Genomic DNA, 25,164 nt, shown 5'->3' with positions numbered 1-25,164 from the left:
AGCGCACATGGAATTACGTAAATACCTGCTGCCAGGGCTGATTTCAGTCACTCTGCTCAGCGGTTGCTCGCTGTTCAGCGGCGAAGAAGATGTAGTAAAAATGGCTCCGCTGCCGAAAGTGGAAAACCAGTTTACGCCACAGACGGCCTGGAGCACCTCGGTGGGTGATGGCGTTGGCGATTTCTATTCCAATCTGCATCCAGCCTGGCAGGACGGTACCGTCTATGCGGCCGACCGCTTTGGCGTAGTGAAAGCCCTGGATGCCAGCAACGGTAAAGAGAAATGGAAAGTCGATCTCTCTGAGAAAACCGGCTTCTTCTCGAAAAACATCTCAGCTCTTCTCTCTGGCGGTATTACCGCTACCAGCGATCGCATTTATATCGGCAGCGAGCGCGGCCAGGTCTTTGCACTGAACAATAACGATGGCAGCATCGCCTGGCAGACGAAAGTCGCCGGTGAAGCGATGTCGCGTCCAGTTGTGAGTGATGGCCTGGTACTGATCCACACCAGCAACGGTATGTTGCAGGGGCTGGACCAGAGTACTGGCGCGATCAAATGGAGCGTCAACCTCGATATGCCTGCGCTGTCACTGCGCGGTGAATCTGCACCGACTGTGGCATTCGGTGGTGCGATTGTCGGTGGTGACAATGGCCGCGTGAGTGCAGTAATCATGAACCAGGGGCAGTTGATTTGGCAGCAGCGTATTTCGCAACCAAGTGGCGCCACAGAGATTGATCGTCTGAGCGATGTGGATACGACGCCGGTTGTGGTTAACGGTGTGATCTATGCGCTGGCTTACAACGGTAATCTGACCGCGCTGGAACTGCGTTCAGGCCAGATTCTGTGGAAACGCGAAATCGGTGGCGTGAAAGACATGGTGGTTGATGCGGGTCGTATTTACCTGGTCGATCAGGATGACCGCGTGATTGCGCTCAATGCCGACGGTGGCGTGGCCATCTGGCGCCAGAGCGATCTGCTGCATCGCAACCTGACTTCACCAGTGCTGTTTAACGGTTATCTGGTGGTTGGCGATAGCGAAGGTTATGTGCACTGGATTAACACCCTTGACGGGCGCTTTGTTGCGCAGCAGAAACTGGACAGCGATGGCTTCCAGACTGACCCGGTGGTTGCCGGTGACAAGCTGCTGATCCAGGCGAAGGGCGGCGAAGTTTACGCCATCACTCGTTAAGATTGGGCTTTGCAGGAACCGGCTTCCTGCTCGCTAATACGGCTCCTGATTCGTCAGGGGCCGTTTCGTTTTTAGTCAGGCATGGTATTCTTAGCGCCTTCAGCCTGACGCCTTCTGGCAAATGTCGTTATAATCACGCCATTCGGGCGATTTATTTTTAAAACTGAGGCAAGTGTTATGGTACCTGTGGTCGCGCTGGTTGGGCGTCCCAATGTGGGAAAATCTACGCTATTTAACCGCTTAACGCGCACTCGTGATGCGCTGGTAGCGGATTTTCCTGGACTGACTCGCGATCGCAAATATGGTCGCGCCGAAGTGGAAGGGCGCGAATTCATTGTTATTGATACCGGCGGTATTGATGGCACCGAGGAAGGCGTCGAAAACCGCATGGCAGAACAATCGCTGCTGGCGATTGAAGAAGCGGATGTGGTGCTGTTCCTGGTGGATGCGCGTGCGGGTGTGATGCCGGCCGATCAACAGATCGCCAATCACCTACGTTCGCGCGAAAAAGCCACCTTCCTGGTCGCGAACAAAACTGACGGTCTCGATCCTGATGCTGCCGTGCTGGATTTCTATGCGCTGGGCTTGGGTGACATTCATCCGATTGCGGCCTCGCACGGCCGCGGTGTGAACAACCTGCTTGAAGCTGCGTTGCTGCCATGGATGGAAGAAGCCGTTCCGGAAGTGGAGTTGACGGAAGAAGAAGAAAACGCCGCTTACTGGGCCGCGTTAGAAGAAGAAGAGGACGAGAAGGCGTTGGCGGAAGAGGAAGAAGAAAACTTCGACCCGACCACCTTGCCGATCAAGCTGGCTATCGTTGGCCGTCCTAACGTCGGCAAGTCAACGCTGACTAACCGCATCCTGGGTGAAGACCGCGTTGTCGTCTTCGATATGCCGGGCACCACGCGTGACAGCATCTACATTCCAATGGAACGTGATGAGCGCGAGTATGTGTTGATTGATACCGCCGGTGTGCGTAAACGCGGAAAAATCACCGAAACCGTAGAAAAATTCTCTGTCATCAAAACGCTGCAGGCCATTGAAGATGCCAACGTGGTGATGCTGGTGATTGATGCACGTGAAGGCATTTCCGATCAGGATCTGTCACTGCTCGGCTTTATCCTGAACAGCGGTCGCTCATTGGTGATCGTGGTCAACAAGTGGGATGGCATGACCCAGGAAGCGCGTGACGAAGTGAAAGAGATGCTGGACTTCCGTCTGGGCTTTATCGATTTCGCGCGCATTCACTTTATCTCGGCGCTGCACGGCAGTGGCGTAGGTAACCTGTTCGAATCCGTGACCGAAGCTTACGACTGCTCAACCAAACGTGTCGGCACCGCGATGCTGACGCGCATCATGACCATGGCTTCTGACGACCATCAGCCGCCGCTGGTGCGTGGTCGCCGCGTGAAGTTGAAGTATGCCCATGCTGGTGGTTATAACCCGCCGATCGTGGTGATTCACGGTAATCAGGTGAAGGATCTGCCAGATTCCTACAAACGTTACCTGATGAACTACTTCCGTCGCTCACTCAACGTGATGGGCACACCGATTCGCATTCAGTTTAAAGAAGGCGACAACCCGTACGCGGGCAAACGTAACCTGCTGACACCGACGCAGCAGCGCAAACGCCAGCGACTGATGTCGCATCTGAAAAAGAATAAGCGTTAAAGTGAAGAGGGCCCAAACGGGCCCTTATTTTTTGCCCTGATGCCGCACGATAAGCTCATCATCCCTGACATATCGCCTTAACATCAAAAATTACACTTTGATTCAGCCTCATATTTATTAATAACTTATGACTGGTTTTGTAGCAAAAATGCTATTACGCAGTAACTCCTTCGTTATGGATGTTCACTTTCTAATGAACCAGGTGGTACAATCCTGCCGCCTTGTAGCGAGAATCACTCTCACCTGCGATGTGTCCTTGCTCACAAGCGCCGAATGACGGGCATTGCACCCGTACCAATAGATATAAAATAAAGCGTAACGGTTTGGTTCCTGTCCCCCATCGTTGGCAGGAGCATTGCTACTGGCTACAGCTTGTTAGCCGGCACCAGCGCGTTATTTTTTCAGGAGAGTTTTTGTTATGGCAGAAAATTCCGCTCGTCCCTGCAAAGGGTTGAGTATCTGGTCTGTATTGTTCGGGCTGGTCCTGCTGGCTGTCGGTCTGTTCTTCGCGATCGGCGGTGGCAAGTTGGTCGCTCTGGGCGGCAGCTGGTACTTCCTCATTTCCGGTATTGTGATGTTGCTGTCGGCGGTTCAGTTCTTCCGTCGCAAATCATCCGCCGTGACCTTATTCATTCTGGTCTTCGTTGGCACCCTGATTTGGGCGCTGTTTGATGCGGGCTTCCACTTCTGGCAGCTGGTTTCACGCCTGATGGTGCCTGCAGGCCTGATGCTGCTGGCGTTCCTGACCTGGCCAGCGCTGCGTAAGCGTGAAGGCAAAAGCTCTCTGGCGAAAGTTTCCTATGTCCTTTCAGCAGTTATCGCTGTTGGCATGGTGGCAACTTTCGTGCAGATGTTCCAGCCGCACCCAACCGTCGCTTTCGAAGGCAAACAGCTGCCGCTGATTCCGGTGGACAAGTCTAAACCACAGCAGGACTGGAGCAGCTACGGCCGCACGCCTGAAGGTGACCGTTTCGCGGCGATCGACCAGATCACCCGTGACAACGTAAAAGACCTGCAGGTTGCATGGACCTTCCACACTGGCGATACCCCGATCAGCCCAACCGGTAACGGCGCGGAAGATCAGGAAACGCCACTGCAGGTAGGCAACACCCTGTACCTTTGCACCCCGCACAACAACGTGATTGCGGTTGCAGCGGATACTGGCAAGCAGATCTGGAAGCGTGAAATCAACGCACAGGCAGAAGTGTGGAACCGCTGCCGTGGTCTGGCGTATTTCGATGCGACCAAACCCGTACAGCAGCCAACACAGCCTGGCTCAACGCCGGTTCCTGCGCCAGCTCTGGCGGCAGGTGATACCTGTCAGCGTCGTATTCTAATGAACACCATTGATGCGCGTCTGATTGCCATCAATGCTGACAACGGTGAATTCTGTGAAGACTTCGGCGACCACGGTGTGGTTGACCTGAAAAAAGGTCTGGGTAAAGCGCCCGATCCACAGTATCAGCTGACGTCTGCACCACAGCTGGCCGGCACCACCGTAGTGGTGGGTGGTCGTGTGGCGGATAACGTCCAGACCGATATGCCTGGCGGCGTACTGCGCGGCTTTGACGTCATCACCGGTCAGATGCGTTGGGCGTTTGACCCAGGTAACGATGACCCGAATGCCATCCTGATGCCGGGCAAAGACTACACCCGTAGTACCCCGAACTCATGGGCACCGATGTCATACGACCCGGCGATGAACACTGTGTTCCTGCCAATGGGTAGCTCGTCTGTGGATCTGTGGGGTGCGAATCGTACCAAACTGGATCACACCTACGGCGCATCAATTCTGGCGCTGGATGCGACTACCGGCAAGCAAAAATGGGTTTATCAGACCGTACATAACGATCTGTGGGACTTCGACCTCCCAATGCAGCCGAGCCTGGTTGACTTCCCGATGAAGGATGGCACCACTAAGCCAGCCGTCGTTATCGGTGCAAAAACCGGTATGATTTGGGTGTTGGATCGCCTGACCGGCAAGCCTTTGACGAAAGTTGAAGAGCAGCCAATGCCGCAGGGCCATATCCCGAACGAGCAGTACACCAAAACACAGCCGCACTCAGTGGAAATGCCTAACATCGGCAACCAGAAGCTGACCGAGTCTGACATGTGGGGCGCGACGCCGTTCGACCAATTGGTGTGCCGTATTGCCTTTAAAGGCATGCGTTACGATGGACTGTTCACTGTTCCGGACACTGACAAATCACTCAGCTTCCCAGGTTCACTGGGTGGTATGAACTGGGGCAGCATCTCGTTTGACCCGAACAACCAGTACATGTTTGTTAACGACATGCGTCTGGGCCTGTGGGTACAGATGATTCCTCAGGACACCACTAAGTCTGCTGCCAGCAACGGCGGTGAAGCGATCAACACCGGTATGGGCGCAGTTCCGCTGAAAGGTACCCCTTACGCTGTTAACAAAAACCGCTTCATGTCTCCACTGGGTATTCCGTGCCAGGCACCACCCTTTGGTACGCTGTCAGCTATCGACATGAAAACCCGTCAGATCGTATGGCAGGTGCCAGTCGGTACCGTGCAGGATACCGGTCCATTCGGTATCAAGATGCGCGCACAAATGCCAATCGGTATGCCAACGCTGGGTGGCACCTTGGCAACTCAGGGTGGCCTGGTGTTCATCGCCGGTACGCAGGATTACTATCTGCGCGCCTTCGATAGCTCAACCGGTAAAGAAGTATGGAAAGCTCGTCTGCCAGTCGGCAGCCAGGGTGGCCCAATCAGCTACGTTTCGCCGAAAAATGGCAAACAGTACATCCTGATCTCCGCAGGTGGTGCACGTCAGTCACCAGACCGTGGTGATTACGTGATTGCTTACGCGTTGCCAGACAGCAAGTAAGCCTCAGTAAGAAGAAAGGCCGACATCATGATGTCGGCCTTTTTTTATTAACCATCCGTGGCGCACTTCACTCCTTAAGGTACCTTATTCACTGCTGCTTGGAGGGGCGACGGCTTTTTTGACCTCCTTTTCTTCCAGCTTCCCTGGCTCTTTCAGGATCGTTTCTGAAATTGCCCCCACTGACTTTGCCGCCAGCACTGCCGGCTTCCCTGGCACGCTCTGGGTCCTCTGCAAAGTTCCCAGCACCGCCTCGTTGCTTTTTTTGTGTCATAGCAGAGACCTCATCTAAGGGTGTTTTCTTCGATGTGGACTAGCTAGCCACATTAATGATTATAGTCAGTAAGTTACAGGTTGCCTTGGGAGATCTCCGAGTTCTTCACTGGCCGTCGCGCCAGAGAGCCTCTAATTCTGGCGATGCCACAGTTTCTGGAATTAAAATCACGATGGATCCCGCCTCTTGATGGGTGGCATAGGTGATTTGAATGCGAAAATAGCGCTGATCGCCGCTGCCAAGATTCGCCGCCTGATCTTCCGGTTCCCCTAACGGTAATGCCTGCTCCAGCACGTTACACACCCGCTGTTTTTGCGGTTCCGGCAGTTGCGCCAGGGCAAAGCGGCGCTCGCCTCGCAGATTGGGGATAAAAGCAATGCCACCTTCACGCGCCAGTTCGATAATGGCGTCATCAGTCAGTTGAATATTCACGTTACGCCTACCTGTTGCCAGGCGGATTGAATTGCTTCCGCCACCGAGCGATTAAATCGCTTGCCGCCATGCTCGACGGTGAAACGCGCAAAGGTGCTGAAATCGGCATCCTGCGGCAGCGTCTTGTCACAGAGGGTGTCGTACCAGGCGTGGCCCGCTAACTCCCAGGCAAAGCCGCCTAACGCTTTAGCGGCGAGGTAAAACGCACGGTTAGGAATGCCAGAATTGATATGGACACCGCCATTGTCATCGCGGGTTTCGATGTAATGATCCATATCCGCCGGTTGCGGGTCCTTACCGAGTTTCGGATCGTCGTAAGCCGTGCCTGGTTCGGACATGGATCGCAGTCCACGGCCTTTAATTCCGGATGCTAACAAGCCCTCACCAATCAACCAGTCAGCCTGATCGGCCGTTTGCTTCAGGTGGAACTGCTTAACCAGCGAGCCGAACACATCAGACATCGATTCATTCAATGCACCAGACTGCTGGAAATAAACCAGCCCGGCCTCGTTCTCGGTCACGCCGTGGGTGAGTTCATGCGCGACCACATCAAGCGCAATGGTAAAGCGGTTAAAAATCTCGCCATCGCCGTCACCAAACACCATCTGCTGACCGTTCCAGAAGGCGTTCTGATACTCCTTGCCGTAATGCACGGTGCCATCCAGCTTCAGGCCCTGGTTATCCAGTGAGTTGCGCTTGAAGATTTGCCAGTAGAAATCGTAGGTGATGCCGAGATAATTCCAGGCCTCCTCGGCAGCGACATCACCATTGCCTGGCTGACCTTCATCGCGGATTAAGGTGCCGGGTAGATTCTGTGTGTTCTTCGCATCAAAGATGGCACGCAACACGCTGCCAGGCTGGGCGGTGGCCGCGCTGGCCGATTTATGATTGTGTTCAGTCATCAGTTGCTGAACATGGGTGAGGGTGCGGCGAGCAGACTCCTGAGGCGCACCCGAACAATGGTCAATGATGTTGCGAAGAATATACGGAGGAATAACGCTGTAGGTCATAGTAACTCCTGGCCGTGAGTGAACATGCCAGAAGTATAGTTTTTCAGCTAGGAGCGTGCTTTACGGCTACGCGATTTCTGCGGTTCAAGGGCGGTCACCTGGCTTTCCACCCAGCCATCATCCAGACGGGTGCGCAGCAAATCGCCTTTATGCAATTGCTGGGTTTTCTTCACCAGCTGGCCTTGCGTATCCGTTGTCACACTAAAACCACGCGCCAGTGTGGCAAGCGGACTGACGCCCTCCAGTTGTGCAGCCAGATTACCAAATCGCTGACGATTGTGATTCAGCTGCTTCTCCATGCCCTGTTGCAGGCGATACTGCCACTGCTGCATCTGCTGCTGCGCACGCAGAATGCGCCCTTGAGGCTGCTGCTGATTGAGGCGCTGTAACACGCGATCCTGCTGGCGATTAGCCACGCGCAGACGTTGATCCATTGCCTCGCCGAGGCGACGTTGCAACTGGAACAGTGTGGTTTGCTGGCGTGCCAGACGCAGCTGTGGATGTTGCTGCTGCAAACGATGTTGTATGCGGGTAAAACGGCGTTGCTGCTCTGCAAAGTAGAAATCCATCGCCATTTCCATTCGCTGCTGCTGTGACTGCAAACGGCGCAGCAGTTCGATCTGATTGCGGCTCACGATTTCTGCAGCCGCAGATGGGGTAGGGGCGCGCAGATCGGCGACAAAGTCGGCGATGGTGACGTCTGTCTCGTGGCCGACGGCACTGACGATGGGCAGGCGACTGGCAAAAATAGCACGCGCCACGCGCTCATCGTTAAAGCTCCACAAATCCTCCAGCGAGCCGCCGCCGCGGCCGACAATCAGCACGTCACACTCATCACGCTGGTTCGCCAGTTCAATGGCACGCACAATCGCAGCCGGTGCATCCACACCTTGCACCGGCGTGGGATAGATAATTACCGGCAACGAGGGATCGCGGCGATGCAGTACGCGCAGCACATCATGCAACGCGGCACCGGTGGCAGAGGTGATCACACCGACCTGGCGCGCCGGATCGGGCAGCGGCTGTTTGAACTGCTGATCGAACAGCCCTTCGGCCGCCAGTCGCGCTTTCAATTGCTCAAACTGCTGCTGCAGCAGACCTTCACCCGCTGGATGCATGCTTTCGATAATCAGCTGATAGTCGCCACGCGGTTCATACAGCGTAATGCTGGCGCGCACCAAAACCTGCTGACCATGCTGAGGACGGAAGGTGACACGGCGGTTGCTATTACGGAACATCGCGCAGCGGACTTGTGCGCCATCATCCTTTAAGGTGAAGTACCAGTGACCGGAAGAGGGCTGGCTAAAATTTGAGATCTCAGCGCTGAGCCACACCAGGCCCATCTCATTTTCCAGCAGTTGGCGCACCGTGGTATTCAGGCGGCTGACAGTAAAAATATTGGCGGTTGGCGGTAGCGACATGTGATGTAGATCAAATTTTAAATCAGAGGGTTAATCAACCGATACTACATTGCTCACCCGAAGGATCAAGACTTTTTCCTAAAAAACACTGGAGGCAATCGATTTCGGCCTGTATAATGCCGCGGCAATATTTTATCTGTTTTAATCGCCCCCAGGTGGAGATATTGCAATGCTAAGAATCACTAAAGAAGCCCTCACTTTTGACGACGTTCTGCTCGTTCCAGCTCACTCCACTGTCTTACCGAACACCGCTGATCTCAGCACCCAACTGACGAAAAACATCCGTCTGAACATCCCTATGCTGTCTGCTGCTATGGACACGGTGACCGAAGCCGGTCTGGCAATTGCACTGGCGCAGGAAGGCGGTCTGGGCTTTATCCACAAAAACATGTCGATTGAGCGCCAGGCGGATGAAGTTCGCAAAGTGAAAAAACACGAAAGTGGCGTAGTGACCGATCCGCAAACTGTTCTGCCAACCACCACGCTGGCGGCAGTGCAAGAGCTGACCGAGCGCAACGGCTTTGCGGGTTATCCGGTTGTGAACACCGACAACGAACTGGTCGGTATCATTACCGGTCGTGACGTGCGTTTTGTGACGGACCTGAGCCTGCCAGTTTCCGCAGTGATGACACCGAAAGAGCGTCTGGTCACCGTTAAAGAGGGTGAAGCGCGCGACATCGTACTGCAGAAAATGCACGAAAAACGTGTTGAGAAAGCGCTGGTTGTGGATGATAGCTTCCATCTGCTGGGCATGATTACCGTTAAAGATTTCCAGAAAGCAGAGCGTAAACCTAACGCCTGTAAAGATGCGGAAGGCCGTCTGCGTGTGGGTGCTGCGGTTGGTGCGGGCGCAGGTAACGAAGAGCGTGTTGACGCGCTGGTTGCTGCGGGCGTTGACGTTCTGCTGATCGACTCTTCTCACGGTCACTCTGAAGGCGTTCTGCAACGTATCCGTGAAACCCGTGCGAAGTATCCAGACCTGGACATCATCGGTGGCAACGTGGCGACTGGTGCAGGTGCATTGGCACTGGCAGAAGCGGGCGTGAGCGCGGTGAAAGTGGGTATCGGCCCAGGCTCAATCTGCACCACGCGTATCGTGACTGGCGTAGGTGTACCACAGATTACCGCCGTTTCTGATGCGGTTGCTGCGCTGGAAGGCACCGGTATCCCGGTTGTGGCTGATGGTGGTATCCGTTTCTCAGGTGACATCGCCAAAGCGATCGCCGCAGGCGCGGCCGCTGTGATGGTCGGTTCTATGCTGGCGGGTACTGAAGAATCTCCAGGCGAAATCGAGCTGTATCAGGGCCGTTCGTTCAAATCTTACCGTGGTATGGGTTCACTGGGCGCGATGTCTAAAGGCTCATCTGACCGTTACTTCCAGACCGATAACGCGGCTGACAAACTGGTGCCAGAAGGTATCGAAGGCCGCGTCGCTTATAAAGGCCGTCTGAAAGAGATCGTGCACCAGCAAATGGGCGGTCTGCGCTCTTGCATGGGCCTGACCGGTTGCCCAACCATCAACGATCTGCGTACTAAAGCCGAGTTCGTGCGCATCAGTGGCGCAGGTATCAACGAAAGCCACGTGCATGATGTGACCATCACCAAAGAGTCACCGAACTACCGCATGGGTTCATAATCCCGTAAGATTCAACGCCCGGCACCTGCCGGGCGCTTTTATTATTAAGTCCATCCCAATGGAAACGCCTCAATGACGACTGAAAATATTCATAAACATCGCATTTTGATCCTCGATTTTGGTTCTCAGTATACGCAGCTGGTCGCGCGCCGCGTGCGTGAGCTGGGCGTCTACTGCGAACTCTGGGCGTGGGATGTCACCGAAGAGCAGATTCGTAGCTTCAATCCAAACGGCATCATCCTGTCAGGTGGCCCGGAAAGCACCACTGAGCTTAACAGCCCACGTGCACCAGAATACGTGTTCAATGCTGGCGTACCGGTGCTGGGCGTGTGCTACGGCATGCAGACCATGGCAATGCAGCTGGGCGGCAAGGTTGAAGGCTCCAACGAGCGTGAGTTTGGATATGCGCAGGTTGAAGTGCTGACCCAGAGCGCGCTGGTTCGTGACATCGAAGATGCCATCAGCGCAGCCGGCAAACCGCTGCTGGACGTGTGGATGAGCCACGGTGACAAAGTGACCGCTATCCCGGCTGGCTTTGAAACCGTTGCCAGCACCGAAACCTGTCCGTTTGCCATCATGGCCAACGAAGAGAAGAAATTCTACGGCGTGCAGTTCCACCCAGAAGTGACGCATACCCGTCAGGGCCTGCGCATGCTGGAGCGTTTCATCCGTGATATCTGCGGCTGTGAAGCACTGTGGACGCCAGCCAAGATCATCGAAGATGCGGTTGAGCGTATTCGTGAGCAGGTCGGCGAAGATAAAGTGATCCTTGGCCTGTCAGGTGGTGTGGATTCCTCTGTCACCGCGATGCTGCTGCACCGCGCTATCGGCGATCGCCTGACCTGTGTGTTCGTGGATAACGGCTTGCTGCGTCTGAACGAGGCTGAGCAGGTGATGGATATGTTTGGCGACCACTTTGGTCTGAACATCGTTCACGTTGCCGCTGAAAACCGTTTCCTCAATGCACTGGCGGGCGAGAACGATCCCGAAGCCAAGCGTAAGATCATCGGCCGCGTATTCGTTGAAGTGTTCGACGAAGAAGCGCTGAAGTTGACTGACGTGAAATGGCTGGCACAGGGCACCATCTATCCAGACGTGATCGAGTCTGCTGCTTCTGCTACCGGCAAGGCACACGTGATCAAATCGCATCACAACGTGGGCGGTCTGCCGAAAGAGATGAAGATGGGCCTGGTTGAGCCGCTGAAAGAGCTGTTCAAAGATGAAGTGCGTAAGATCGGCCTGGAACTGGGCCTGCCATACGCCATGCTGTATCGCCATCCGTTCCCGGGTCCAGGTTTGGGCGTGCGTGTACTGGGCGAAGTGAAGAAAGAGTATTGCGACCTGCTGCGTCGTGCCGATGCAATCTTCATCGAAGAACTGCATAAAGCTGACCTGTACAACAAAGTCAGCCAGGCCTTCACCGTGTTCCTGCCAGTACGCTCTGTTGGCGTAATGGGCGACGGTCGTAAATATGATTGGGTTGTGTCACTGCGTGCAGTAGAGACCATCGACTTCATGACCGCGCACTGGGCGCACCTGCCGTACGATTTCCTCGGCCGTGTCTCCAACCGCATCATCAACGAAGTGAACGGCATTTCTCGCGTGGTTTACGATATCTCAGGTAAGCCACCAGCCACGATTGAGTGGGAATGATTTGGCGTTCGACAGCAACTAGCGAAGAACATAACCAAGCCCGCTTAAAAGCGGGTTTTTTTGTTTTTTTTCCGGCATAGCCTGGCAATATTTGGCATCGCCGAGCACCCCCCATGTTTATGGCGTGGTAGATGGTACGATCTGACCCATGATGCCATGTTCTACGCTCGATACCATGTCGCCACTAACCAGCTAAATATAGTATTTTTTTATTAATTACTTGATATATAGATTTTTTAAAGGTGAATTGCGTCGCAAGATGAGCATGGTATTTTTAAGAGGAAAACTGACCCAACCATGCTGATCGATACTAAGCTCAGTAACCTTAAGCCGAAGGACAAGCTCAATAAAGTGAATGACCGTGACGGCATGTACGTAGCCATCACTACTCCTGCGGGCTCGATTTCATTCCGCTACAACTACTCGATCCAAGGCAGGCAGGAGACCATCAAGCGAAGGCCATTGCTTTATCCCAGCATGCTGTCATGAATAAAGGAAATTCGACCATGAGTGAAGAGTGGATTCTCCAAACCAAGGAAACCCGCAGGGTATTTTCTAACGCGGCGTGGGTTCCTCTAAGAGCGTCAGTTGAGAGCAAGAAAGGGGATCTAAAAGAAGTAGGCTATGTCAGTGAATATTTTGGCTGTGGTTCTGTTGCATTCCCGTCAGAGCATCGCCAGCTAGTTGAGGAACGTCTTGGATGGAGCGACATAGGTATTGGGCACACAGTCGCGCCTTATGCATACGAAGATGGATATTATGCGTCCATTGACCAATATCAATACAACGATAAAGAGCCAATAGGTGTCAATCTAGTTTATGAACACCCGCAACCTGTTGTTGGTGGTAGAAAATGGATACTGAGCCCTGATTTGGTCGTCGCGCTGCACTTGGTCAAAGAGGGGGGCAACTGGGTCAGACCTGAAGAAAATTTCGTTGTGGTAGCTCGCGAGACAGTTAGTGAAGATGGCGACCATCGTCAGATAGAAATAAAACGAGAATTTTTACTCGACTATTTAGCGGCCAGAAATCTGTCGCTTCGTCTTTCATACTACCGACAGCGGGTAGAAAATGTCCCCGTATTTGAGGACAGCGCATATTCAAATTTGCAGCCTCACGATGAGGAAAGAGATAACGGTAAATTCACCCTAATCGTTCGCAAGCTTGATGACGTCTTTGGGGGAAGCTGGGCGATGTTTCGAGCCTGGCGAACGGACGTAGATGAGGGTGAAGACGCCCCTGTGATGGGCCCTGAGAATGACTCGAACACTGACCATGAAAGTTCAAAGGGGCATCGTGGAGGCTATAAAGGTGTACGGGTAGAGGGGGAGTTTTGGCGTGAGGAATGGATAGACCACCAATCAAAAAGCCTACGCGTTCGTGGAGATGCAGATCCGAATCTCCCGCAATTCATCGTGGAAACTGATGGAACGCGAATGAGATCAGCAGAGCTTGATAACGAGGACATAGGCCGCTGGCTATGGTTTCGGGTCAGCGTCGTGAACGAACTTCTCAATAGTCGAGGATTTAAGTTGGCGTGGTACACGGCTGAAACTGGAGCTATAAATTCCACATCAGGATATAAAACGCATTTCGGAATAAACAGTTCGGATCTTATCACCGTATATGCTTATGACATCGCTAGACTCACTCCATGGGAGCAGCATGTTTGGGCGGGGCATAATGTAGCTCCTGAAGGAAAGGTTTCAAGTGAGTTGCTGGGAGCGCAGGTGAGGGCGAAACCGGCATCCACATATGCGGTTGAAGAAATGTTTTTTGGAAGCATGAGGCTTTTGGAAGACGGCTTCAGGCACAAATACGAAATATCGTTGTTTATCCATGATATTGACGATTCCGAAGTAGGGCAGCAAATATCCAGATTTGCAAGCAAAGACAGAGCGTCTCTACTCAGGTTAGCCAAGGACATCATTCGCGTATTCTCGGACAGGCTCAACGTAACCGAGCTACGCAAGCTTTCTACACACCAAGAGAAAGCCAAGCTCGGGTCAAACAAGTTACTCCAAAGTATTTTGGCTGAGAAAATTGGAGACGACAAAGCCAAGAGAGTATTTGCTGAGATTGCCGGTGCTTATGATATGCGAGTGGGAGATGCACACCCTACTGGCTCAAAGATAACAGACGCTATCAAGCTCGCGGGCGTCGATGAAGAAGACTCGCCATTGCGACAAGGAGAGCAAATCATTCACAACGTTGGACGATCGATTTGGCACATAGGGAAACTCTTGTTCGGCGAGACTGATGAGTCGGACGAGTAGCAATGACTGCTTCTGACCTGTTTCTGTCAGTCCTGACAAGCGGTACTACTGGAACGGACGAATTTTTAGTGGTCTGAGCAGACTATTCTTAAGGCTGAGGGCATCCATGAACTATGAGTGATTGATGAAAGACCTTAGTCCCGATGAAATAATGGTTGAGCTTTTACAGGCCAATCCATCTTATGCGGCGGAGCTGCTGGTGGAGAGTGTTCAGGATGGTAGCACGGGTGAGTTGTCCACCTTGGAGAGGCAGCTATTGGTAGCGTTTGCCGCGAGGGAGGTTAATTCGGCTTTTTGAATTTACTGGGTAAGGTATTTCTTATGGTGTTTAGATTCTTTCTTGTATTAACTCCTTGCTATATAAACGTTTTAATTTTCTATTGATGTTTGAGTGGGAGTTGGTGTGTGTTTTAAAGCATTGATTATATAGAGTTAATTAATTATTTCTGATGAATGTGGCTGCATCATCAATGGCTTTTATATGACATTACACATTCATTTTGACCGCCGGCATTGCGATACCATTCGAAGCTGGCCCGAATGTAATGTTATCGGCAATTTGGTGTAATTTTAGCCTCATTGTTGATAGCATTTTTTGCTGAATGGCTAAGAGATGAATAATGAAAATTTCAGACCACATCAAGCAATCTCTCGATGCTGCCGATCGGAATGAACTGGACCAGGCTCTTCTGTCTGCGTGCATCGCTATCGACGGCACGGCCAAGAAAACGTACGCAGAGGAAATGGCGGTTGGTGTTCGATTCCGTAGATTCATCAACGATCACTTGGATGTAATCGAGTTAATGTTTGGGGGACTGAATCTGCAGGAAACAGTTTTCCCCTTTAAGGATGTCAAAGGGAAAATCGGAATTGGATTTGCGGATATTATTTACGAGAAATTTCGCTGTAATCTTGCTCATGGGGAAGAGTTACCAGATGGATATGGTGTTTCTGTTCAAATAGCCAATGGCCATCAGCAGTTTCTCATCGATTTAAAGAAGCAGTCGATGACTCTGCCACAGAGCGCAATTTACGCACTGGGTCTGGTTTGTGTCTTGGCTCCTGTGAACAGCGATCAAAAGATTGGGAGTAATCTCTACCACTACCGAGATCCAGTCAACGCGTACGTGATCGATCGTTGGTGGGGAAAAATCGATTGCGCAAAGAAAATCATGGATTTCAATGCTCAGATTCGCGTGAAAATAGATTTTCCAACTGTTTAGTCGAGTTATCAGGGATTTTTTCGGAGTTTGAATGATGGCTTTGGAAAAATACTAACGACCGAATAAGAGCAGAGCAGATGGTTGAAATACTCCACGCACCAGCTCAACTTGCGGTAATTGCATTTCAGAGTATGGTATTTGTCTTAGTATTACCAAATCATGTTAAACCAACTGTTGTTTTTTATATTGCTTCATTGCTGATCAAGTGGGAATTATTTCTACTAATTGAATTGCCTATCAAGCCCGCTTAAATGCGGGCTTTTTTTAGAGGTGAGGAATGAGCCTCACGCCCGCTGCACGGGTAATCTCTGTTAGGGTAGTGAGCGTTGGATTTCCTTTTTCTGAAAGCGTTTTGTACAACTGCTGACGCGACAACCCGGACTTACGAGAGATTTCGCTGATGCCACCCCGGGCTTCAACTACCCGGCGAAGGGCGATCAGAAAGGCAGCTATCCCACCTTCTTCGTAGATATCTTCCAATGCCGTTTGCAGGTAGATTTCAGCGTAATCAGGGTTTTCTCGCAGCTCTGCTACCATCGCATCGTCGTGACTGACTGCTTTTTTCTTTGATACAGATTGAGTGATGATAGTCATGCTATTACCTCATTTGATATTCACGCCAAAATTTTACGGCTTTTGCTAAGTCTTGTTTTTGGGACGATTTATCTCCCCCAATGAGAAGCAAAATTATCCTATCTCCATCGAGTGCGTAGTAGACGCGGTAACCGGGGCCATAATCGATTTTTAATTCCCAAACACCCTCTCTTTCAAATCGGTAGTCGCCAAAGTTTCCACTTTCAGCGCGATCCACTCGAGTATCTATCTTTGCTGCGGCGCGAGGATCCTTCTTTCTTAATTTGATTATCCATTCGGTATAGGGAACTTTGCCATCAGCATCCTGATAACGTTTAGTGGTATACAGCATAGCGTCCTCGCAAGCATTCAATCCAGCAAAAATTGTCTTTTATAAGCGACGTTGATGCAACGCAAGGGTCAGCGAAGAGTGTGCATCTGCGAGATACACTCCATTCTTTTGTGGCCAACTAACATCGGTTTTCAGAACGATTTGCCCTATCGCATAGTTAGTGAATACAAACTCACCTCTATCAATGCATGATGGCAGGTGAATTGTTAATCATCAGGACGCCGTCGATGCTGCCATTGAAAGCCTTTCTCCTCTCTTTCCTCTGTATTGTGCTGCTCTCACTGGCGGCCAGTCTGGCGCAAGCCACGCGCACCGGTGAGTTAACCAGTGAGCGCGGTGGCTGGGCGACGGCGCGACGGGATTCGGCCGGGTTAGCGCCGGACCCACATCAATATGCCAATCTGGCCATCGTGCAGGTCTATGCCGCGCCCACATATGGCTGGAAGGGCGCTGTCGCGGTGCATCCGTGGATCATTTTCAAACGCGCGGGAGAGACGCAGTACAACCGTTACGAAGTGATCAGCTGGGGCAGTGGCGACAAGGTGCGTCGCAACGCAAACCTGCCGGACGGATACTGGTACGGCGCGAAACCGCGTTTACTGGTGGAGCATCGCGGCAAGGAAGCAGAAGCGATGATTCCGCAGATCGAAGCGGCGATAAAATCCTACCCGTGGCCAACGACCTATCACGCGTGGCCGGGACCGAACAGCAACACCTTTATGGCGCACATTGGCCGTGAAGTACCTGCATTAAAGTTAGACCTGCCTGCTAATGCGTTAGGCAAAGACTATCGCTCTCTGCTTCATCCCATTGGATTACCACCGTCGGGGCGTGGGTTACAGGTGTCCTTGCTGGGTGTGTTAGGCGTTACCTTGGGTGCGTAAGAAGGGTTGGAAGTGAATGTATTGGGATTGAATCTGGGGCTGGACTTCGCGCCATTAAAACTGCGCTTGCCGTTTATTGGCGGAATTGGGCAAGATAATCTGCAAAAGGACAATCCGTGATTGTCTGCGTTCACGTCATGCAAAAAATTGCGTAATGCCATTCACTTAAGCCAGTGAGTGCGTCTTTAACCTGGTACGCATGAATGCGCACTTTATGAAAACCGCACCAAACAATGTAAGGGCGTCATTAACCGCACCGAGCAGCGTAGCGCGTCATTCATGGCGAGCAAAACCAGGCATTACACAATAAATTACGCCGCTATGGCAGGGTGCACTGACCAGTAGCGGCGCTATTTATCGCGTAACGGAAGAATCAGCACACGCCGAAATCGCCTTCTTCGTGATACAAATTCACGCTATCTGCTCTGACTTCGATCTCACGTTTGATGGGATCGTCAATACGTGCACACCATAGCAACTCCCCTTCAACCCGTGTGACCTGCATCTTTGGGCCACCGGTCTTCGACTGCACAAAATCATCAACTTTAAACATGCTGTTTCTCCCTCAGGTCAGTGATAGCGCTAAGTGTATATGCGCTTGAACTCAGGTGCGCTCGATTTTGTGCGCTGGTATCCAACCTCAAATTAAATCCGGGATCACAGGACACTTCTTGTTCTCTCACGCCTTAAATGCTGATGACATAGCATCTGAAAACTGAAGGTGGTTGTCAGTTGACAACCTAATGTTCAAGGTATAAGGTGGCATGCAATGTCAGAAAGGAAGCGACACCCGCACAAAGAGATTGAAAGCGTTTTACGTTATGCAGAAGTTCAGGGATGGAAAATTGCGCAGGGTGGGCATCATGCGTGGGGAAAAATGTATTGCCCGGAGAATTCAGCAGAGTGTCGATGCGGTGATTTCTGTATTACTTGCATTTGGAGCACGCCTAAGAGCCCTGAAAATCATGCCAGGATGTTAAAGCGAGTGGTGGATAACTGCTCAAGAGTGAAACGATAAGGATGTAAAAATGGAATTTGAATTCACGTTACGTTTTCAGTTGAGTGACGCTGTTTCTGATGACGAAGCCCTGGAGCGACTCGGTGCTGCCGGTTGCACTGATGCGCTGGTGGGCACTGGCGTAGCCGGTAAATTGAGTCTGATGTACTGCCGGGAAGCGGAGAGTGCACAGCAAGCGATTCGCGATGCTTTAGCCGAAGTCATTCAGGCTTTACCCGATGCCGAACTGATTGAAGCGGCCCCCGATCTGGTCGGCCTTACGGATATCGCCGAGTTGATCGGCGTATCGCGCCAGAATATGCGGAAGTTAATGCTTACTCACACCCCGCAGTTTCCACGTCCAATTCATGATGGTAAAACCGCGCTGTGGCACCTTATCGATGTGGTCGAGTGGTTAAATCAACGCGGTTCATCCCGCGTAACACCAGGCATCCGGGAACTGGCGCACGCAACGTTGCAACTCAATTTGCAGCAAGCGCTGCAACGTTACGCGCACTGTCTTTGATTTAATGGTGCAGCAAAAACACCGTTGCCAGACCGAGGAAAATAAAGAAACCGCCGGTGTCGGTGATAGCGGTGATCAGCACGCTGGAGCCTACCGCTGGGTCGCGTTTCATCTTGGTCATGATCAACGGAATCAGTACACCCATGAGCGCCGCCAGCAGCAGGTTAAGCACCATCGCCAGCATCATCACGCCACCGAGTTGCATATTGTCGTACATCAACCAGGTGATGCTTCCCATGATGCCGCCCCAGAACAGCCCGTTAATCAGGGCAACGCCGAGTTCACGTACCACCAGGAAGGAGAAGTTACCGGGTTCCACCTGATGCAGCGCCAGCGCACGCACAATCATGGTGATGGTTTGGTTACCTGTGTTACCGCCAATCCCGGCAACGATAGGCATCAGCGCCGCGAGCGCCACCAGTTGAGAAATGGTCTCTTCAAACAGGCCAATTACGCGAGAAGCGATAAATGCGGTACACAGATTGATGGCGAGCCACGCCCAGCGTTTACCCACCGCTTTGCGCACCGGCGCGAACACGTCCTCACCCTGGCTGATACCGCCCATCTTACGAATGTTACTTTCGTTCTCTTCGTTAACCAGATCGATCACGTCTTCCACGGTAATACGGCCAATCAACTTACCTTTCGCATCAATAACGGCGGCAGAGATCAGGTTATAACGCTCAAAGGCACTGGCTGCTTCTTCGGCTTTGTCGTCGAGCTGAAAGGTGGTCGGGCGCGCATTCATCACATCCGAAACCAGCGTCTTTGGCTTGTTGAGTAAAATGTCGGTGAGTGTTAACTCACCCAGCAACTGATTCTGTTCGTCAGTAATAAAGATTTTATCGGTACCATCCGGCATGCTTTTGCGCTTGCGCAGAAAGCGCTGCACGGTGGCGAGGGTCACGTCAGATCGGACGGTCAGAATATTGAAATCCATCACCTGGCCCACGCGGTCGCGATCAAGCTCGATCACTTCCAGCAGGCGTGCACGCAGGTTTGGCTCCAGCGTGGTGAGTAAACGTCCGGTTAAATCGCGCGGCAGATAGCGTGCCAGATATACCTGATCGTCGATGTCCAGCGGCTCAATAGCGTGCAGAATCTCGCGATCAGTCATACCTTCCGTCAGGCTGGCCCAGACGGTTTCAGAGGCTTCGACCAGCACGCGACCGCGCTGTTCGGAGGGCACAAGGCGCCATAATGCCAGACGCTCTTGTTCAGGTAGCGCTTCGAGGATATCCGCTAAGTCAGCTGCGTGCAGTTGATGCAGCTCTTCTTCCAGCTGATGGCGCCAGTCGGTGATCTCCCGCAACTCGGCGGCATTGAGATCGATAGATTTATCCAGCAGCACATCAACGAGATCGTCCTCGCTGAGGAGCAGATGCAAGATGCGCTGACGGATTTCAGTTAATTGTTGTGCATACGGAGCAGACATAACGCGTCCCTTGTGTCTGTAAAGTCAGGTCAAAGTGTAGCGCGTTGCGGGTAATCAGGGCGCATTAAGCAGCATTGTCACAATCGGGCAATGTGAAGCGGCAAGCAACGATGACCCGCAAATTCCTTAGCGCGAATCGCTGGTGCTCAGTGTGGTGACCGGCTCAGGTGCGGCTTTTTTTTGCTGATGATGCTCAATCGCACCGGGGATAATGAAAATCAGACGGCCAACCAAAATGAAGAAACTGATCAGCAAAATAATGCGAGTCATGGTACCGGTTTTGGGACGTCTTCGTGCAGGGATGGCGCTGTTCACGCAGGGTGGTTCCTGTAAATGCCCGGCTGGGCGATGGCAACATTTAGTCACAGTTAGATTGTCAGGTCAATCGCTGTGTGAAAAATGAGCAGTAACGGTTAAGGGTGCGTTGATCAAAATCAGATGAGGCCGCACTCCGCGGCCTCGTCATCAATAGCTGGCTTTTTGCGCCAGTAGCGTGGCGAAACGGTATTTGATGCGATCGCCGTTTTCATCCCGACGATGCAGTTCACCGATATCCTCGTTGTACTTCACGATGTGCCAGTTGCGATAGTAATGGCTCAGCTCACCGGATTTGAACGTAAACGGGAAGTTCTGCGAGTTGGGATAATCATCCGTGCTCATCGCCGCCACAATCAGGTTATAGCCATATTTCAGCGTACTGGCCTGCATATCGGCAATCAGCTGTGGGATGGATTCCGGTTGCAGGAACATCATCACCACTGTGGAGAGCACGAACTGATAGCCGCCGTTGAAACGCACCTGATTGAGATCGCACAGTTCAGTGCGAATGTTCTCCAGATTCTCTTCCTGAATAATGCTATTCAGACGCTCAAGGCTGACCGGATTGCTGTCCCAGGCCGTCACGTCAAAACCGTGCTGATTCAGGAACAGACTGTTACGGCCCTGGCCGCAGCCGAGATCTAACGCTTTGCCCACTTCCAGTTTTGGCAGTGCAGCCAGCACTTCGGAGTGGGTCGGCGTCAGACCGTATTTTTCCGCGTAATAGTTATCGGGACGTGTTGTCATAGTGATACAGCGGGCCAGCAGCCCGCATTACTCCTCTTCCAGCGTCAGTTTCCAGCCGGTGACATCATTCCAGTAGGCTTGCTCACGCTCCAGATCCAACTGTACCAGCGTATTCTGGCTCAGATAGCCACGCGGGAAAGTCAGCGTCCAGTTGCTGTCATCCGCCTTGAGCTTGAGCGAGTCCGGCTTGGTGGTGGCCTGGCGCTGATTATTCAGCAGCGTACCCAGACGCAACAGGAACACCATCGGCAGGAACTGTTTCTTTTTGAACAAGGTGAAACGCGGCATCTCATCCTGCTTCACCGCTTTACGATGGTAGCGTACCAGCATGGCCAACAGCATCTGTTGATCCTGATTAAAACCAGGCATGTTGGAGTTCTGCAGGATGTAAGCTGAATGGCGCTGCATGCCGCTGTGATTGATGGTCAATCCCACTTCATGCAGTAGCGCAGCCCATTTCAGTAACGCGGAGAGCTGTGGATTTGCCAGTTTGGGATTTTGATCCAGCCACTGCAGATAAAGCTGCTCGGTTGTTTCCAGCACGCGGCGTGCCTGATCGCTATCGATAGCGTAGTGGTTAGCCAGACTTTGCGCGGTGCGGCTGCGGATATCCTGATGGCGGAAGCGACCTTCCATCTCATACAGCACACCTTCACGCAGCGCGCCGTCAGACAGGCGCAGTTCGCGAATTGCCAGCGCATCAAATACGCCACACAGAATCGCTAACCCTGGCACAAACACCGCTTTACGCTCTTCCGACAAGCCCGGCAGGCTCAACGCATTAAACGACTTGTGCTTCAGCACCTCAGAGACCAGCATCTCCAGCGTTTCCGGCGTGATCAGCTTCTCTTTCTCACCCATTGCCATCAACACTTCGCAGGCCGCTTTGATCGAGCCTGAAGCGCCGAGCGCATACTGCCAGCCGTGCAGACGATACTGCCAGGCCATGGTTTCCAGCTTCTGCGCCGCGGACAAACGCGCGCGACGGAAGTGTTCAGGCGAAATTTCCCCTTTCGGGAAATAGAGATTGGCAAAGCTGACACAACCCATGCGGCGGCTTTCCACCAGCTGCGGTTCAAAATCCTCACCGATCACCAGTTCGGTTGAACCGCCGCCGATATCGATCACCAGCTTGCGGCCTTTTTCCGGCTGCGTGTGCTCCACGCCCATGAAGATCAGACGCGCTTCTTCGTTGCCAGAGATGATCTCGATCGGATAGGGGATCACCTCTGCGGCGCGCTGCAGGAACTCTTCGGCATTGGTGGCGATACGCAGCGTGTGCGTACCGACGATAGTGACGTTTGCCGGGCTGAATCCCTGTAAACGCTCCGCAAACAGCGCCAGGCAGCTCAGGCCACGCTCCATCGCCTCATCGCTCAGGCGATTTTGCGCATCTAACCCATCGGCCAGATGCACGCGCTGTTTCAAACGCCCCAACACTTGCATGGCGCCATCGACCACACGGGCAATGACCATGTGGAAACTGTTTGAGCCCAGATCGATGGCAGCAAATTCCTGCGGTTTCGGCGTACTTTTATGGGAAATTGGCATAGGCGTTATTCGGGTTGTTCCAGTTTCTTGATGTAATCGTAAATCGCCAGCTGCGAGCGCACCTTCTTGCGATTGCCGCGCGGAACATAACGGTTACTCAGTTCTTTGTCCACGATGCGCGCTTTCACGGTATCACTCAACAGAATGGCAATGATATCCAGAATGCGCTGCTTCACGCGGGGATCAAGGATCGCCACGGCCACCTCAATACGGTGATCGATATTACGCGTCATCCAGTCTGCGGAAGAGAGATAAACCTTTTTCTCGCCGTCGCTCTCAAAAATATAGACGCGGTCATGCTCAAGATAACGGTCAACGATGCTGGTAATACGAATATTTTCGCTGATGCCCGGTAAATCAGGGATCAGAGAACACATGCCGCGCACCAGTAAATTGATCTTCACGCCCGCAGATGACGCGGCATAGAGGCGATCTACCAGGCCGTTATCGACGAGGTTGTTGATTTTCAGCGTAATGCCCGCCGGTTTTTTCTGCTGGGCATTGGCGATCTCGGCATCGATCAACTTATACAGCATGTCGCGCGAGTTCTGCGGCGACACCAGTAAGTGTTCGAACGTCACCGGACGATACGGGTTCTCAATAAAGTTGAACACGCGGCGCACTTCATTGGTGATGCGCGCATCGGCGGTCAGCAATGAATAGTCAGTATAAATGCGTGCGGTTTTTTCGTTGAAGTTACCGGTGCCGATATGCGCATAACGCACAATCTCATCGCCTTCACGACGTGAAATCAGGAACAGTTTGGCGTGAATTTTCAGACCCGGCGCGGAGAAGATCACGTGCACGCCCGCTTCGGTCAGGCGTTTTGCCCAACGAATATTGGCTTCTTCATCAAAACGCGCCTGCAGCTCCACCACCACAGTCACTTTTTTACCGTTGTACGCCGCGTGGATCATCGCATCCATGATGCGTGAGTTTTTAGCGACACGATAAATGTTGATCTTAATCGCCAGCACGCTTGGGTCGAACGATGCCTGACGCAACAGCTCCAGCACGTGCTCAAAGGTGTGATACGGATAGTAGAGCAGCACATCGCGATTACGGATGGCATCGAAACCGTTACGGAAGCCATCAAAGCCGATGTGACGGATTTGCGGCAGCGGACGGTTTTCCAGATTGGCTTTGCCGACGTTCGGGAAGCCAATAAAGTCTTTAAAGTTGTGGTAACGGCCGCCCGGCACAATCGAATCGTAGTTCGAAATCGACAGCTTATGGCGCAGCATTTCCACCATCGCATCCGGCATATCACGCTGATACACAAAGCGCACCGGTTCTGCGTTAAGACGCTGCTTCAGGCTGGAGGACATCAGTTCCAGCAGGCTTGATTCCATCTCGGTAACGAGGTCATATTCAGCATCGCGCGTCATCTTCATCGAATAAGCATTCAGCGCATCGTAATCGAAGAAGCCTTTGAAAATCTCATCCAGGCAATAGCGCAGGATATTATCCAGCAGGATCATCGGCTTGCGACGACGCGGTGATTCAGCGGGTAAATTGACGAAACGTGGGACCTTGTCAGAAGGGATTTCCAGCAGCGCGTAACGAATATCGTCGCCGCGAATAATCTCAACCGCCAGATAGGTGTAGTCGTCTTTGAGGAACTCAATCAGATCGGTGTCGTGGTTAATCAGAATCGGCGTGACGTGCTGGCGTAATTGATGTTTGAAGTAATAGCGCAGCCACTCTTGCTGATTCGGCGACAGCTGGCGTTCGTTAATCAGGAAGATCTGATTACGTGCCATCTCCAGCAGCAGGTCGTTGTACAGCGCATCGAATTCCTGATCCGATTTCTGCACCCGCAGCTGAATTTTTTTCAGGATATGACGAAGGGTCGTTGGGGTGCCCTGTTCTTCACCAATCAGAATGCGACGTTTCAGATCGGCGAAGCGCACTTTATAGAACTCTTCGAGATTGTTGGAATAGATTCCCAGGAAGCGCATGCGCTCGATTAGCGGGTTCGTTTTGTCCGCTGCTTCCTGTAATACACGTTCGTTGAAGCTTAACCAGCTTATTTCTTTTTCTATATACAGCTTTTCCTGACCCATTCTGACTCCGTGAGGCTGTTGCTGGACGGATTGTCCGGCGGGAAAATCGCAAAAATGCGCCTCCGCTCAGTGTCCG

General features: G+C 52.4%; 20 protein-coding genes and 2 pseudogenes. 10 read left to right on the top strand and 12 right to left on the bottom strand.

Features of this window, described 5'->3' with window-relative positions; genetic code table 11:
* Positions 1-7 precede the first annotated feature (7 nt).
* From bamB to CRO33_RS14745, 3 genes are all read left to right on the top strand, one after another.
* Positions 8-1,189 (top strand): outer membrane protein assembly factor BamB, encoded by a 1,182-nt coding sequence (gene bamB, locus CRO33_RS14755; RefSeq protein WP_097118605.1) that lies wholly within the window; start codon positions 8-10, stop codon positions 1,187-1,189.
* A gap of 177 nt (positions 1,190-1,366) precedes the next feature.
* Entirely contained in the window at positions 1,367-2,860 is a 1,494-nt protein-coding gene (gene der / locus CRO33_RS14750) for a ribosome biogenesis GTPase Der (RefSeq protein ID WP_034825679.1), read from the top strand.
* 418 nt (positions 2,861-3,278) lie between these two features.
* On the top strand, positions 3,279-5,717 hold the full coding sequence (locus CRO33_RS14745) for a glucose/quinate/shikimate family membrane-bound PQQ-dependent dehydrogenase (protein WP_097118604.1): 2,439 nt from the start codon (positions 3,279-3,281) through the stop codon (positions 5,715-5,717).
* An 88-nt stretch (positions 5,718-5,805) separates the two neighbouring features.
* On the opposite strand, the gene CRO33_RS14740 is transcribed toward CRO33_RS14745, so the two are convergent.
* From CRO33_RS14740 to xseA, 4 genes are all read right to left on the bottom strand, one after another.
* Positions 5,806-5,988: a general stress protein gene (locus tag CRO33_RS14740; protein ID WP_045814915.1), complete on the bottom strand. Its 183-nt coding sequence runs from the start codon at positions 5,986-5,988 to the stop codon at positions 5,806-5,808.
* A gap of 105 nt (positions 5,989-6,093) precedes the next feature.
* Positions 6,094-6,420 (bottom strand): protealysin inhibitor emfourin, encoded by a 327-nt coding sequence (locus tag CRO33_RS14735; RefSeq protein WP_034825682.1) that lies wholly within the window; start codon positions 6,418-6,420, stop codon positions 6,094-6,096.
* Positions 6,417-7,430, bottom strand: coding sequence for a M4 family metallopeptidase (locus CRO33_RS14730; RefSeq protein WP_097118603.1), 1,014 nt, complete (start codon positions 7,428-7,430; stop codon positions 6,417-6,419). The genes CRO33_RS14735 and CRO33_RS14730 overlap by 4 nt, the downstream gene beginning before the upstream one ends.
* 47 nt (positions 7,431-7,477) lie before the next feature.
* Positions 7,478-8,851: an exodeoxyribonuclease VII large subunit gene (gene xseA, locus CRO33_RS14725; RefSeq protein WP_097118602.1), complete on the bottom strand. Its 1,374-nt coding sequence runs from the start codon at positions 8,849-8,851 to the stop codon at positions 7,478-7,480.
* A gap of 169 nt (positions 8,852-9,020) precedes the next feature.
* Between xseA and guaB the strand changes: the two genes are divergently transcribed.
* From guaB to CRO33_RS14700, 5 genes and pseudogenes are all read left to right on the top strand, one after another.
* Positions 9,021-10,487, top strand: coding sequence for an IMP dehydrogenase (gene guaB, locus CRO33_RS14720; RefSeq protein WP_034825688.1), 1,467 nt, complete (start codon positions 9,021-9,023; stop codon positions 10,485-10,487).
* 72 nt (positions 10,488-10,559) lie between these two features.
* Complete coding sequence (gene guaA, locus CRO33_RS14715; protein WP_097118601.1) at positions 10,560-12,140, top strand: glutamine-hydrolyzing GMP synthase; 1,581 nt, start codon at positions 10,560-10,562, stop codon at positions 12,138-12,140.
* Positions 12,141-12,437: 297 nt separating this feature from the next.
* Positions 12,438-12,590 (top strand): annotated as a pseudogene (locus CRO33_RS14710) (Arm DNA-binding domain-containing protein); the annotation flags it as partial.
* A gap of 56 nt (positions 12,591-12,646) precedes the next feature.
* Entirely contained in the window at positions 12,647-14,416 is a 1,770-nt protein-coding gene (locus CRO33_RS14705) for a hypothetical protein (RefSeq protein WP_097118600.1), read from the top strand.
* A gap of 620 nt (positions 14,417-15,036) precedes the next feature.
* Positions 15,037-15,639, top strand: coding sequence for a hypothetical protein (locus CRO33_RS14700; RefSeq protein ID WP_097118599.1), 603 nt, complete (start codon positions 15,037-15,039; stop codon positions 15,637-15,639).
* A gap of 264 nt (positions 15,640-15,903) precedes the next feature.
* On the opposite strand, the gene CRO33_RS14695 is transcribed toward CRO33_RS14700, so the two are convergent.
* A complete protein-coding gene (locus CRO33_RS14695) occupies positions 15,904-16,233 on the bottom strand; it encodes an addiction module antidote protein (protein ID WP_097118598.1) in 330 nt (109 codons plus the stop codon).
* 4 nt (positions 16,234-16,237) lie between these two features.
* Positions 16,238-16,564: a type II toxin-antitoxin system RelE/ParE family toxin gene (locus CRO33_RS14690; RefSeq protein WP_141399018.1), complete on the bottom strand. Its 327-nt coding sequence runs from the start codon at positions 16,562-16,564 to the stop codon at positions 16,238-16,240.
* A gap of 227 nt (positions 16,565-16,791) precedes the next feature.
* On the opposite strand from CRO33_RS14690, the pseudogene CRO33_RS14685 reads away from it, so the two are divergent.
* Positions 16,792-17,568 (top strand): annotated as a pseudogene (locus CRO33_RS14685) (DUF3750 domain-containing protein).
* 253 nt (positions 17,569-17,821) lie between these two features.
* Here the strand turns inward: CRO33_RS14685 and CRO33_RS14680 are convergent.
* Positions 17,822-18,001 carry a hypothetical protein gene (locus tag CRO33_RS14680; protein WP_034825711.1) on the bottom strand — a complete coding sequence of 60 codons (180 nt, stop codon included), beginning with the start codon at positions 17,999-18,001 and terminating at the stop codon, positions 17,822-17,824.
* A 475-nt stretch (positions 18,002-18,476) separates the two neighbouring features.
* Between CRO33_RS14680 and CRO33_RS14670 the strand changes: the two genes are divergently transcribed.
* Entirely contained in the window at positions 18,477-18,971 is a 495-nt protein-coding gene (locus tag CRO33_RS14670) for a helix-turn-helix transcriptional regulator (protein WP_097118596.1), read from the top strand.
* Position 18,972: 1 nt separating this feature from the next.
* On the opposite strand, the gene mgtE is transcribed toward CRO33_RS14670, so the two are convergent.
* The 5 genes from mgtE to ppk1 all read right to left on the bottom strand — a co-directional run bounded on the left by mgtE (position 18,973) and on the right by ppk1 (position 25,088).
* Complete coding sequence (mgtE, locus tag CRO33_RS14665) at positions 18,973-20,406, bottom strand: magnesium transporter (RefSeq protein ID WP_097118595.1); 1,434 nt, start codon at positions 20,404-20,406, stop codon at positions 18,973-18,975.
* Between the two features lie 126 nt (positions 20,407-20,532).
* Positions 20,533-20,721 carry a YfgG family protein gene (locus CRO33_RS14660; RefSeq protein ID WP_034825717.1) on the bottom strand — a complete coding sequence of 63 codons (189 nt, stop codon included), beginning with the start codon at positions 20,719-20,721 and terminating at the stop codon, positions 20,533-20,535.
* 150 nt (positions 20,722-20,871) lie between these two features.
* Complete coding sequence (gene tehB / locus CRO33_RS14655) at positions 20,872-21,471, bottom strand: tellurite resistance methyltransferase TehB (RefSeq protein ID WP_097118594.1); 600 nt, start codon at positions 21,469-21,471, stop codon at positions 20,872-20,874.
* A gap of 27 nt (positions 21,472-21,498) precedes the next feature.
* A complete protein-coding gene (ppx, locus tag CRO33_RS14650; protein WP_097118593.1) occupies positions 21,499-23,022 on the bottom strand; it encodes an exopolyphosphatase in 1,524 nt (507 codons plus the stop codon).
* Positions 23,023-23,027: 5 nt separating this feature from the next.
* Positions 23,028-25,088, bottom strand: coding sequence for a polyphosphate kinase 1 (gene ppk1 / locus CRO33_RS14645; RefSeq protein ID WP_097118592.1), 2,061 nt, complete (start codon positions 25,086-25,088; stop codon positions 23,028-23,030).
* Between the last annotated feature and the right edge of the window lie 76 nt (positions 25,089-25,164).

This window comes from Pantoea sp. GL120224-02 (assembly GCF_900215395.1).
Taxonomy (GTDB): domain Bacteria; phylum Pseudomonadota; class Gammaproteobacteria; order Enterobacterales; family Enterobacteriaceae; genus Pantoea; species Pantoea communis.
This window is presented reverse-complemented; position numbering and strand designations above follow the sequence as displayed.